We start from the raw sequence: 11,829 nt of genomic DNA on the forward strand, positions 1-11,829 counted from the left end.
TCTGTGTTGCCTGAAAATTACAGCTGAGGACTGCCGGCACTGGTCTGGGCGGCGGGAGGCGTATCGACAAAACGTATGGAGACGAAGCCATAGAGCAGGTAGCCAAATGCAAGGACGATGAGGCCACCGAATACGGCATCCTTGCCACAGGCATACAGGGCGTACAGCGAATAGGCCACGGCGATCAGTAATAGCGAGGTGTTGCGGGTGTAGATCCCTTTGCTGACTCTGGCTTTGTACATCATGACCAGCAGGCCCGTGGCGGCTGTCACGTAGGGGATCAGGTTGGTCACGGCCGCCAGGCTGACGAGTTTGCCGAACTGCTCGCTGGCATTGGGTGAAATGGTCGACAGCGCCATCAAGGTCTGCAGCACGCCGCAGACCAGCATGCCGATAATCGGGGCATCCCGCGTACTGACCCTGCTGAAAAATTTCGGGAACATCCCTTGGTCCGCGGTCATCTTGGCGGTTTGCGCCAGGGTGAATTGCCAGCCCAGCAGCGACCCGACACAAGCCATCACGGCCAGCGCCATGACGATGTTACCGACCGTGGGATTGAACATGTGGGCATACACGAGGGCGAAGGGCGCGGATGAGTTGGCCAGTTCGGCATTGGGAATCATCCCCTGGATCACCGTCGTCGACAGTATGTAGACCACCGCCGCGCCCAGTGTGCCGAAGAGACAGGCCAGCGGCACGTTGCGCTTGGGATCTTCCACCGCATCAGACGCCTGCGCCGCCGACTCCATACCCAGAAAAGCCCACAGGGTCAGGGGAATCGCCTTGCTGATGGCTTCGGAGATCGGCAGGTTGTTGGGGTTCCAGGCGGCTATCAGCACATCGGCCCTGAACCAGTACCAACCGATGATGCTCAAGCCGGCCACCGGGATGATGACACCCCACACGGTAATCGTACCGATTTTGCCCGTGATGCTCGGGCCGCCGAAGTTGGCCACGGTGGTGAGCCAGAGCAGGCCGACCGTACCGATGAACAGGGGAATGGCGCCACTGCCGAGCCAGGGCACGAACGCTGTCATGTAACCCACCGCAGAAATGGCGACGGCCACATTGGCGATACCCAGGGAGAGAAAATACAGATACGAGCAGAGGAAGAAGCCCGATTTGGCATGAGCCTCTTCGGTGTAGGCGGACAGCCCGCCCGAGCGCGGACAGTAGATGCCGCACTGGGAAAAGCAATACGCGATGGCCATGGAGCCGACGGCGGTGACGAGCCATGAGAGCAATGAAATGGCACCGAGTTGCGCCATGCTCGTCGGCAGCAGGATGATGCCCGAGCCCATCATGTTCACGGTCACCAGCGTGGTAAGCCCCATGAGGCTCATCTTCTTGCTTGAGTCGGCCATCGGAACTCCTTGATATGCGCAACGCCTTTGCCCGAGCACTGAGGCCTTCGTTAACCCACCACTTTTCAGTCGTTACCGCTAACCACGTGAATCGCTTTTGCGCAGGGTCAGTTATCGCAAGATCATGTTCTTCGTTTGCGAGGGGTTGCCTGCGGATAACCTTAGAACATGGATTCACGCACGCCAGTGTTGCACCGCAAAACGGGAAGAATTGGCGAGACTCGCGAGTAGAGGCTGGCCAGGCTTCTCTACGTGCGGTCGCGCAAAACCATCCTGTCCATTGCCGGCGACACGGTTCGACCTACAAAGGACGGCGCCCACGTTACTTCCTTTATTCCTCATTCAATTCCTGTGGCGAAACCACCCAGACGCTGCACGGCATCTTGTACAGCAGATGTTCCACCGTACTGCCGACCAACCGGTCCATGACACGATGCCCGGCCCGGCCCATCACGATCATGTCGATGTCATAGGCGGTTGCGTAGCTGGCAAGCACCTTCGCCGGATTGCCCATGATCATGCGCTGGTGCTCCGGCGGGATGCCGTTGCGCTCCGACAGTTCGCGGAAGGCATCAGCCTGTGCATCGAACAGGGTTTTGGCTTTGCTGGAAGAGAAAAACGTCGAGGCATTCTCGAAGCCGAATTCGTCTGCGCTGATGGAAGAGAGGTCATGGGCATAGACAACGTCCAGTTCGGCATGACAGGTAATCGCCAGTTTTGAAGCCTCTTGCAGAATCCGGTCATTGAAGTCCTGGTATTGCCCCTCGCGATGGAAGGGGTCGATGGCGGCGACTATCTTGCGCGGCAAGGCGTGGTGCATGTGGCTGACAAAATGCAAGGGCACCGGGCATTCGCGCAGCAGATGAATGTCCAGCGGCGTAAACAACAGGCGCGACAGACGCGATTCGTGTGCCAGGGCCTTGATCAGTACAGCCATGGGCTGCTCTTTGAGATGGATCAGGATTTCCTGCAAGGGTTTTTCCACCCAGACCACTTCCGTGGTCACGTGCACCCCGATTTTGCGCAACGGCCGAGCCTGATCTTCCAGCCATTGGCGATGGCGTTCCACGTACCCGAGCCGCATCTGTTCCAGCGCTTGCTCATTGACCATGCCGGCGGTCGCCAGCCCTTCGAGATAGTCGAACGCCACGATGTGCAGTGCCGCGTTCGATGCATGGGCCAGTGCGGCGGCCCGATCGAAGGCGGGGCTGTTTTCCATCAAGGGCGAGACGACCAACATGAAACGTGATTGATCCGACATGACCTGTCTCCTCTAGTCATTTTGCAAGTATTGGGTCCAACGGCTGCGGTGCAATCGGGGCGTGAAACCTTGCATTCATCCTGCGTCTATCCGGGGAAGCGGGCTTGATCTTTGTCAAACCCGGGGAGTTACGACGATGCCGCCCGACGTCCGGTCATGCGTGGCGCGTTCAGTCATTGAAATTGTTGACCGTGATCAACTTTTGCTCAGTCACCCTGGCGCAATCTGGAGTTCGTGCTTATCGCTTGCGCACCTGGAACGAAAGCGTCCGGCAGTTGGGTGCGAGGGCATTTTCGGGAGGTTTTCGATGATTATTGAGATCACGCAGAAGCAGGCAACCGATGTCTGGATGGTGTGCATGGACGACCTGGCGGTGGACTTCAACAGCCTGGAAGGCGCCCAGGCGTTTGTCGACCAACTCAAGGCGCGAATCGATGCGCCGCATGTCTGGCCTGCCCGCACCGGCCGGACTTCTTTCACACGTCCATTCCCCGGGGGGCAATCTGGTCATACCCGGGGCGCAAGGATTAGCGCCGACCTTGTGGACTGACTGACAGAATCACGCTGAGACCGAAACAGGCGATTGAACGGGGGAGGGACTTGCAATCTTGAGTACTCAATCGCCCCGCGATGAACCGTTGGCCGGTACATCGCGGGGCGATGTATTACAGGTGCAGCCGATGAATGACCTGGCGAGTGTCATCGGGATCATTGCGTGTCTCGAAACCCAGGGATTTGGCCAGGTCCCGCATCGGTGCGTTGCTTGAGGCGTCCACCGAATACATTTGGTGAAAGTCGTTTTTGCGTGCGGTCTTGATCAAGTGCTCCATCAGCAATGTGCCCAGGCCCAGATGTGTCCATTCATCGGCGACGGTCACGGCGCATTCACATTCATGCTCGGAGGTAGCGGCATAGCGGGCGACACCAATCTCAATCAATTGGCCGTTTTCGTGGACCAGCGCGACGTAGGCGGTGCGCTGCTTATTGTCGGTATCCATCAGCTGGTCGAGCATCTCGGTGCCGGGCTCACTGATCTGCGAGAGAAAGCGCATGTGCCGGGACTCGGGCGACAGCCGCTTGATGAAGGCGTATTCACGCTCGCGGTCTTTCTCCGTCAGCGGCCGGATCAATACATGGCGGCCGTCCTTGAGCGCTTCGATCCAGTGTTGTCCGGTGACTGTGGAGTAGGCCGCTGCGGCCCGATCGTTGTGGTCTTTGACGGTGAGCATGGGGTAATCCTCCATCCGGTTTGAAAGGCAGGCGCACGGTGACGAACCGTACGGTTCATTCCTTTCTACGCCGTCGGCGGCGCTTGAATCTGATCTGGATCATAGACTCTTGCCGACGGCGCAGATTTGCACGTGTTTGATGTAAATCAACGTGGGGCAGGGGGTAACGAGCGCAGTCTGGAACCTGACGGCGCTAAAGGGCCGGAACCGAGCGGAGGTGCGTGATGGGTCAATATCAACGTTTATTGCTGATTGCCGACCAAACCCTGCAACAATCTCCCGCCCTGCTGCGCGCCGTTGCGCTGGCCAAGGTGAGCGGGGCGGGGCTGGATGTAAGAGCCTTTGTCGAACCGGTGCCGGTCGTGCATTTGTGGGAAGAGAAAACGGACGACGCCGGGTATCAGCGTTACATGCGCCGCTATCGTCGCTGGGTTGCAGACGAGGTCGAACAACTTGGCGGACAAGGGCTGGATGTCTCGGTGGAAGTGGTTTTCACGACCCATCCACTGCTGGACATCTTGAAAACGGTCGAAGAACTCAAGCCCGACCTGTTGATCAAGGATGTCACCCTGGAGCCTGTACTCAAGCGAGTGTTCATCACGCCGCTCGATTGCCACCTGCTGCGCGAATGCCCGGTTCCCGTGCATCTGGTCAACCAGGCCCGCTACAGCTTGCCGCACCGGGTCGTGGCTGCCGTCGATCCGTTCGATCCTTCCACGCAAATCAACGGCCTGAACGACACCATCATTCAAACCGCCAATGCCCTGGCCTTGCAATGCGATGCGCCGTTGCACCTGCTGTATGCCTACGATTTGTCGCCGGCCTTCAATGCCGATTCGCCGCTGGTGGGCGGTGGTTGGGGGGTGGACTTCATCGAGGAACTGCGTCAGTCCCTGCACCAGGCTTTTGTGACCCTCGCGGATCGTCATGGGGTGCCGCCTGAGCGGCGGCATTTCGTCATGGGTTTGCCCGTGCCGGTGATCAGTGAGTTTGTCGAACAATACGTGGCGGATGTGGTGGTGATGGGGACCGTGCACCGAGTGGGAATCGATCGCTTGATCGGCAGTAACACTGAACGTGCGCTGTACTCGGTGCCGGGCAGCATTCTGGCGGTCAGGACGGGCGTTACGGGGTGAGCACGATCGCGCCATTGAACTGCCCGGCTCTCAAGCAGGCGAGTGCCTGATTGGCGTCGTCCAGGGCAAAAAGAGTGACGTCGCAATGCACGGGCGTGTGTTTGAGCTCTTGAAAAAACGCGCTGCCATCCTCGCGGGTCAGGTTTGCCACTGAACGAACGCTGCGTTCGCCCCAGAGCAGCCGATAAGGAAACGCGGGAATGTCGCTCATGTGAATGCCGGCGCAGATCACACAGCCGCCCTTGACCGTCGCCGTCAGTGCCATCGGCACCAAAGCACCGACGGGCGCGAAAATCAGGCTGGCGTCGAGCAAATGCGGTGGCGGTTGATCCGATGCGCCCGCCCATTCGGCCCCCAGGGATCGGGCATAAGCCTGACCGTCATGGTCATCCGGTCGGGTAAAGGCATACACTTTTTGCCCGCGGCCCCGCGCCACCTGAATCGCCAGATGCGCCGCCGCGCCGAACCCGTAGAGGCCCAGGTGGCGCGCGCCCCTGGCCATCTGCAACGCGCGAAAGCCGATCAGCCCGGCACACAGCAGCGGAGCCGCTTGAATGTCCGAGAGCACTTGGGGGATCGGGAAGCAGAAACGCTCGTCGGCAACGGTGTATTCGGCGTAACCGCCGTCCAGATGGCAACCGGTGAACTGCGCCTTGTCGCAAAGATTCTCCCGGCCCGACAGACAGAATTCGCACTGGCCGCAGGTCCACCCCAGCCACGGAACCCCGACCCGCTGGCCGATCCAGTCCGCTGCGACGTCGGCGCCCACCGCCGTGACTGCACCGACGATCTCGTGGCCTGGGACCCGTGGCAGTTGCGCTTGCGCCAATTCGCCGTCCACCAGGTGCAGGTCGGTGCGACAGACGCCGCAGGCCAGGACTTTGATTAACAGTTGGTGCGGGCCGGGTGTGGGGACAGGGCGTTCTTCCAGCTGCAGTGGTTCGCCGTAAGTACGTAGCACCATGGCGCGCATGACGATTCTCCAGATGTGCAAGGGTTAGCGCACAGAGCGATTGCATCCGGCGACCAGTTGCTTGAGCCCTTCCAGGTTCTGGATCTTGACGTCTCGGCCTGCGACCTCCACCAATCCTTGGTCCCGCAGGTGCGCGATCCCCCGGCAGATGGTTTCCAGCCGCAGCCCCAGGTAGGAGCCGATTTCTTCGCGACGCATTTTCAGCACGAAGTCCTTGGCGGAATAGCCACGGATGCTGAAACGTTGCGACAGGTTCAGCAGAAAAGCGGCCAGCCGCTCATCGGAGTTCATGTTGCCCATCAGCATCAACATGCTGTGATCACGCACGATTTCACGGCTCAGGAGCCTGTTGAGGTTGTGTTGCAGCGATGGCAGGTTTTGCGCGAGTTTCTCCAGTTGCGCAAAAGGGATGGGGCAGACTTCGCTGTCTTCCAGGGCAAACGCATTGCAGGCGTGCTGATCGGCGCTGATGGCGTCCAGGCCGAGCATCTCGCCGGGTATGTGAAAGCCTGTGACCTGTTCACGCCCATCGACAGACAGCACGCTGGTCTTGAAGGAACCGATACGGACCGCGTAAAGCGAACGCAGGGGATCTCCCGTACGGTACAACGCAGTGCCCTTTTTGACCTTGAAGCGTTGCACGATCAGCGTATCCAGCCGTTCGACCTCCAGGCTGCTCATGCCAATCGGCAGGCACAATTCCAGCACGCTGCAGTTGGAACAGGCAGCCTTCATATAATGAACGTGAAGTGGGTGGATTTCAGGCATGGGGCATGACGCCTTGTTAGGGAACGCCAGTCAGTTAAGCAGCCCTTCAATCTGTTGCAAGGGAGTTTGTCGGAATGCCGAACCGTCCGTGTTTTTGGGGCTGCTTCGCTGCCCGGCAGCAGCAAACTCCCTTGCCACACTTGACTCTTCGCTCGTTCAATCACTTCACTGATCGGCATTAGCCTTATTGGGAGGTGTACTAAGCATAGGTGTTGGTCATCGGGATGCGTCCCTCATTCGGTCATTTGGCGGGATAAGTGACGAACGGGGAAAACGCGCATACCGCTGGGTCGATATCGATGGATTCCAACGGCATTGAGCTTGAACGTCGGCTTTGACATTTGATGTAAATCAAGTCTTGAACGTTTCAGGCTCCCAGAATCGACCAACAACTTCAGCAGGCCGGACGCTGGCGGAGAACTTCATGAGCGATTTTCTGAGTGATGAGCAACTGGAAGGGCTGGATGCCTATTGGCGGGCCTCCAATTATCTGGCTGTGGGGCAGATCTACCTCAAGGACAACCCTTTGCTGAACGTGCCCCTGACACAGGCACACATCAAACCGCGTTTGCTGGGCCATTGGGGCACGACGCCGGGACTCAACCTGATCTACACGCACCTTAACCGGCTGATCAATCAGTATGACCTCACGGTGCTCTTTGTCGCCGGCCCCGGCCATGGCGGGCCAGCGGTGGTGGCGCAGACCTACCTCGAAGGCACCTACACCGAGCTTTACCCCTCGGTTGAGCGCAATGCCAACGGCCTGCTGCGCCTTTTTCGACAGTTTTCCTGGCCATACGGAATCTCCAGCCATGTGTCGGCGCAGATTCCGGGCTCGATCCATGAAGGCGGCGAACTCGGCTATAGCCTGGCGCATGCCTATGGTGCCGCGTTTGATAACCCGGACCTGATCGTCGCCTGCGTGATCGGTGACGGCGAGGCCGAAACGGGTACGCTGGCGGCCAGTTGGCATTCCAACAAGTTCCTCAACCCGAGGCGTGACGGCGCGGTGTTGCCCATCCTGCACCTCAATGGCTACAAGATCGCCAACCCGACGGTGCTCTCCAGAATCAGTGAGGATGAGTTGTCGGCCCTGATGTATGGCTATGGCTACGATCCCTATTTCGTTGAAGGCGATGATCCGGCACAGGTGCATCAGGCCCTGGCCCGGACGCTGGATACGATGGTGCTGAAAATCCGCGAGATTCAGCGCGACGCGCGCCAGTCCCGACAGTCCGGCGGGTTGGAGCGGCCGCTTTGGCCCATGTTGGTGTTGCGCACCCCTAAAGGCTGGACCGGCCCGACATTCGTCGATGGTCATCGTGTCGAAGGGACCTGGCGCGCCCATCAGGTGCCCCTGGCCGACTTTCAGCAGCCCGTTCATCTACAGCAGCTGGAGGAGTGGCTCAACAGCTACCGTCCCGGCGAGCTGTTTGATGCCAATGGCGCCTTGCTGCCCAAAATCGCCGCGCTGGCACCGACCGGGCATCGGCGCATGAGTGCCAATCCCCACGCCAACGGTGGCGGGCTGTTGCGCGCCCTGGACCTGCCGTCGTTCAGCGACTATGCAGTGAAGCTCGAGGTTCCCGGCAGCCTGCGCGCCGAGGCCACGCGGGTACTGGGTACGTTTTTGCGCGACGTGATGAAAAACAATCTGGCCTCGAATAACTTCCGTCTGTTCGGTCCGGACGAAACAGCCTCTAACCGGCTGGATGCGGTCTACGAGGTCAGCGCCAAGGCATGGATGGAGCCGCTGGAGCCCGACGATGTGAACCTGTCAGTCGATGGCCGGGTGATGGAGATCCTCAGCGAACAGGTGTGCGAGGGTTGGCTCGAAGGCTATTTGCTGACGGGGCGCCATGGCCTGCTGTCCTGTTACGAGGCGTTCATCCATATCGTCGATTCGATGGTCAATCAGCACGCCAAATGGCTGAAAACCGCCGCCGAGGTGCCGTGGCGCAAGCCGGTTGCTTCGCTCAATTTTTTGCTGACGTCCCATGTCTGGCGTCAGGACCATAATGGCTTTTCCCATCAGGATCCGGGGTTCATCGATCTGGTGGCGAACAAAAAGTCAGACGTGGTGCGGATCTACTTGCCGCCCGATGCCAATTGCCTGTTGTCGGTGGCGGACCACTGCCTGAAAAGTCGCAACTACATCAACGTCATCGTCGCCGGCAAACAACCGGAGTGGCAGTGGCTGGATATTGATGCCGCCATCCGACATTGCCTGGCGGGCATCGGTCGTTGGGACTGGGCATGCCGGGATGATCAGGACCCGGACGTGGTGATGGCCTGCGCCGGTGATGTGCCGACCCTGGAAACCCTGGCGGCGGTCACTTTGTTGCGCGAGTACGTGCCTGATTTGCGCGTCAGGGTCATCAATGTGGTCGACTTGATGGTGCTGCAGCCGTCCTTCCAGCACCCCCATGGTTTGCCTGACACGGCGTTCGATGAGCTGTTCACTGTCGATAAACCGGTGATTTTCGCCTTCCACGGCTATCCCGCGCTGATCCACCGCCTGCTGTACAAACGCACCAATCATGACAATTTTCACGTCCGCGGCTTTAAGGAGGAGGGCGCGACCACGACGCCGTTCGACATGGCCGTGATCAATAACCTGGATCGTTATCAACTGGCACTGGACGTCATCGAGCGAGTACCCCGCTTGCATGATCAACTGCAAAACGCGCGGTCGCGGTACTGGTCGACGATGGAAAAACACAAGCTCTACCTGATCGAACACGGGCAAGACATGCCCGAGGTGCTGAATTGGCAGTGGACGCCTGTGGCCGTTGGCTGAGGTCCAGAGGGGGCAGGGCTGTGATAGCGAGGGGCAACGTCCGACCCTTCGCTATTTGCTCTTCCAGTATTTCTGCATTTCGAGAAAAAGAAACGAGGCCGTCCAGGTGATGAGCACCAGGCCGGTCAACGCTTGCAGGCCGGTCAGGTACTTGAGATTGCCCACGGGTGAGATATCGCCGAAACCGATCGTCGTGTAGGTCGTGAAGGAAAAATAAACACAGTCCAGCAGCGAACCATCGAAGTTGCCCGTCAGACCGCCCCAGTCGCCGGAGCGCACCATCAGGTAATAGACCAGCGCAAAGCACCAGACTTCCAGCGCGTGAGCCACCAGTGCACCGAACACCCCGACGACAATCCTGAAGCGGCTCCAGAGCTTGAGTCGCGGAAGCCAGTCATTCAGGCGTAAAAGGCATTCGTAGTGGATCACCACGACGACGATGACCACCAGCGTGTTGATCAAGGTGACTGCCAGCATGGCGATTCTCCGGTGATGACGGATGCGTGGAGGTCCGCACCAAGGGGGGTCGACAAGGCAGGTTTCTCAGGACGATGTCATCCACTGAGCCGGTGCCTTTTTCCTGCTGGACCTGGACTGTTTCGGCACTGCCCGTACCCCATTACAGGTCGCCAGAACCCGGTTCTTTTTTACGCCTGAGCAGGGCGAAGACATTGAGCTAAATCAACGAGGCCTGAGTGAGCCCCTGACAAATCGCTCGTGGGTCATGGCAACGCGCCGATATCACCCCTCTGCACAAAACGGATAGCGATATGCGCAAAGCGGATATTGCCACTCTGCCGGTCTCAATACCCTCCATTTGCATCCCGCGTAACAGTGCTGTGCATGGCGCGTAACAATGCGGCCGCCATTGGTGGACCCTTGCCTGCACCGCTCACGGCAGCACGCTGAAACGCCCAAACGAACAATAAAAAATAACAACAAGAGACCCATGCCATGCGAAAAATCGATGTACACGAGGTTATCGACAACGCACGCTTCAACCGCTTTCACTGGATGGTGTTGTTCTGGTGCGCCCTGATCATCATCTTCGACGGCTACGACCTGGTGATCTACGGGGTGGTCTTGCCGACGCTGATGAAAGAGTGGGGGCTGAGCCCGTTGGAGGCCGGGGCGCTGGGCAGTTATGCGCTGTTTGGCATGATGTTCGGTGCGCTGTTTTTCGGCCCGCTGTCCGACAAGATCGGGCGCAAGAAAACCATCACCCTTTGTGTGATGCTCTTCAGCGGCTTCACCGTGCTCAATGGCTTTGCCACGAGTCCCACGACCTTTGGCATTTGCCGGTTCATTGCCGGCCTTGGCATCGGCGGCGTCATGCCCAACGTGGTGGCGCTGATGAACGAGTACGCGCCGAAGAAAATTCGCAGCACCCTGGTCGCCATCATGTTCAGCGGTTATTCGGTGGGCGGCATGCTCTCGGCGGGCCTGGGGATCGTGCTGATTCCAAGCTTCGGGTGGCAGGCGGTGTTCTATGTGGCGGGGCTGCCTTTGCTGCTGTTGCCGCTGATCATGTACTTCCTGCCTGAGTCGGTGGGGTTCATGTTGCGTCAAGGCCGCAACGAGCAAGCGCGTGCTGTCTTGCAACGCGTTGACCCGGCCTATGTTGCCCAGGCCAGCGATACCCTGCACATGGCGGAAGTGAAGGGCACCGGCACGCCAGTACTGCAGCTGTTCCGCGAAGGCCGCGCCATGCGCACGCTGATGCTCTGGCTGGCGTTTTTCTGCTGCCTGTTGATGGTCTACGCCCTGAGTTCCTGGCTGCCGAAACTCATGGCCAACGCCGGTTACAGCCTGGGCTCAAGCTTGTCCTTCCTGCTGGTGTTGAACTTCGGCGCGATTTTCGGTGCGGTGGGCGGTGGCGTATTGGGCGACAAGCTCAACCTTCCAAGGGTGCTGGCGGTGTTCTTCGCCATTGCCGCGGTGTCGATCACCTTGCTCGGATTCAAAAGCCCGACCCCTGTGTTGTACCTGCTGATCGCAATCGCCGGCGCCACCACCATCGGTTCGCAAATCCTGCTGTATGCCTGTGCCGCGCAGTTCTATTCCATGGCCATTCGTTCCACGGGGCTTGGCTGGGCGTCGGGGATCGGCCGTAACGGCGCCATTGTCGGTCCTTTGTTAGGCGGTGCGTTGCTGGGAATCAGTTTGCCGCTGCAACTCAACTTCATGGCGTTCGCCCTGCCGGGTGCGGTGGCCGCCCTCGCCATGACCCTGTACGCCATCAGCAGCGAGCGAAACGCCTCCAGGGTGACCGCGCCACTGTCCACGGCCAAGGCTTGA

General features: G+C 59.3%; 10 protein-coding genes. 4 read left to right on the plus strand and 6 right to left on the minus strand.

The window, feature by feature from the left end; genetic code table 11:
- Positions 1-17: 17 nt before the first annotated feature.
- Both potE and BLV61_RS00215 read right to left on the minus strand, forming a co-directional pair.
- The gene (gene potE / locus BLV61_RS00210; protein WP_090461704.1) at positions 18-1,364 is read right to left on the minus strand and encodes a putrescine-ornithine antiporter; all 1,347 of its coding nucleotides are present in this window, start codon (positions 1,362-1,364) and stop codon (positions 18-20) included.
- Between the two features lie 331 nt (positions 1,365-1,695).
- A complete protein-coding gene (locus tag BLV61_RS00215) occupies positions 1,696-2,625 on the minus strand; it encodes a universal stress protein (RefSeq protein WP_090461706.1) in 930 nt (309 codons plus the stop codon).
- 307 nt (positions 2,626-2,932) lie between these two features.
- On the opposite strand from BLV61_RS00215, the gene BLV61_RS00220 reads away from it, so the two are divergent.
- A complete protein-coding gene (locus BLV61_RS00220) occupies positions 2,933-3,175 on the plus strand; it encodes a hypothetical protein (RefSeq protein WP_090461708.1) in 243 nt (80 codons plus the stop codon).
- 115 nt (positions 3,176-3,290) lie between these two features.
- Here the strand turns inward: BLV61_RS00220 and BLV61_RS00225 are convergent, their stop codons facing one another.
- Entirely contained in the window at positions 3,291-3,854 is a 564-nt protein-coding gene (locus BLV61_RS00225; RefSeq protein ID WP_047528949.1) for a GNAT family N-acetyltransferase, read from the minus strand.
- Between the two features lie 224 nt (positions 3,855-4,078).
- Between BLV61_RS00225 and BLV61_RS00230 the strand changes: the two genes are divergently transcribed.
- Positions 4,079-4,990 (plus strand): universal stress protein, encoded by a 912-nt coding sequence (locus tag BLV61_RS00230; RefSeq protein WP_090461710.1) that lies wholly within the window; start codon positions 4,079-4,081, stop codon positions 4,988-4,990.
- Here BLV61_RS00230 and BLV61_RS00235 read toward each other — a convergent pair.
- Complete coding sequence (locus BLV61_RS00235) at positions 4,980-5,963, minus strand: zinc-dependent alcohol dehydrogenase family protein (protein ID WP_090461712.1); 984 nt, start codon at positions 5,961-5,963, stop codon at positions 4,980-4,982. The two genes, BLV61_RS00230 and BLV61_RS00235, sit on opposite strands and share 11 nt — an antisense overlap.
- 24 nt (positions 5,964-5,987) lie before the next feature.
- Positions 5,988-6,731 carry a fumarate/nitrate reduction transcriptional regulator Fnr gene (gene fnr / locus BLV61_RS00240; protein WP_090461714.1) on the minus strand — a complete coding sequence of 248 codons (744 nt, stop codon included), beginning with the start codon at positions 6,729-6,731 and terminating at the stop codon, positions 5,988-5,990.
- A 424-nt stretch (positions 6,732-7,155) separates the two neighbouring features.
- Between fnr and BLV61_RS00245 the strand changes: the two genes are divergently transcribed.
- Complete coding sequence (locus tag BLV61_RS00245; RefSeq protein ID WP_090461716.1) at positions 7,156-9,531, plus strand: phosphoketolase family protein; 2,376 nt, start codon at positions 7,156-7,158, stop codon at positions 9,529-9,531.
- Between the two features lie 51 nt (positions 9,532-9,582).
- Here BLV61_RS00245 and BLV61_RS00250 read toward each other — a convergent pair whose 3' ends face one another.
- Positions 9,583-10,008: a potassium channel family protein gene (locus tag BLV61_RS00250; RefSeq protein ID WP_047528958.1), complete on the minus strand. Its 426-nt coding sequence runs from the start codon at positions 10,006-10,008 to the stop codon at positions 9,583-9,585.
- A 477-nt stretch (positions 10,009-10,485) separates the two neighbouring features.
- On the opposite strand from BLV61_RS00250, the gene BLV61_RS00255 reads away from it, so the two are divergent.
- Complete coding sequence (locus tag BLV61_RS00255; RefSeq protein WP_047528959.1) at positions 10,486-11,829, plus strand: aromatic acid/H+ symport family MFS transporter; 1,344 nt, start codon at positions 10,486-10,488, stop codon at positions 11,827-11,829.

It is taken from the genome of Pseudomonas mohnii (assembly GCF_900105115.1).
Taxonomy (GTDB): domain Bacteria; phylum Pseudomonadota; class Gammaproteobacteria; order Pseudomonadales; family Pseudomonadaceae; genus Aquipseudomonas; species Aquipseudomonas mohnii.

What these genes read in the sequence shown, in the direction of transcription:
- potE (WP_090461704.1), bottom strand. Translation starts at nt 1,364, where the DNA reads ATGGCCGACTCAAGCAAGAAGATGAGCCTCATGGGGCTTACCACGCTG.
- BLV61_RS00215 (WP_090461706.1), bottom strand. Translation starts at nt 2,625, where the DNA reads ATGTCGGATCAATCACGTTTCATGTTGGTCGTCTCGCCCTTGATGGAA.
- BLV61_RS00220 (WP_090461708.1), top strand. Translation starts at nt 2,933, where the DNA reads ATGATTATTGAGATCACGCAGAAGCAGGCAACCGATGTCTGGATGGTG.
- BLV61_RS00225 (WP_047528949.1), bottom strand. Translation starts at nt 3,854, where the DNA reads ATGCTCACCGTCAAAGACCACAACGATCGGGCCGCAGCGGCCTACTCC.
- BLV61_RS00230 (WP_090461710.1), top strand. Translation starts at nt 4,079, where the DNA reads ATGGGTCAATATCAACGTTTATTGCTGATTGCCGACCAAACCCTGCAA.
- BLV61_RS00235 (WP_090461712.1), bottom strand. Translation starts at nt 5,963, where the DNA reads ATGCGCGCCATGGTGCTACGTACTTACGGCGAACCACTGCAGCTGGAA.
- fnr (WP_090461714.1), bottom strand. Translation starts at nt 6,731, where the DNA reads ATGCCTGAAATCCACCCACTTCACGTTCATTATATGAAGGCTGCCTGT.
- BLV61_RS00245 (WP_090461716.1), top strand. Translation starts at nt 7,156, where the DNA reads ATGAGCGATTTTCTGAGTGATGAGCAACTGGAAGGGCTGGATGCCTAT.
- BLV61_RS00250 (WP_047528958.1), bottom strand. Translation starts at nt 10,008, where the DNA reads ATGCTGGCAGTCACCTTGATCAACACGCTGGTGGTCATCGTCGTCGTG.
- BLV61_RS00255 (WP_047528959.1), top strand. Translation starts at nt 10,486, where the DNA reads ATGCGAAAAATCGATGTACACGAGGTTATCGACAACGCACGCTTCAAC.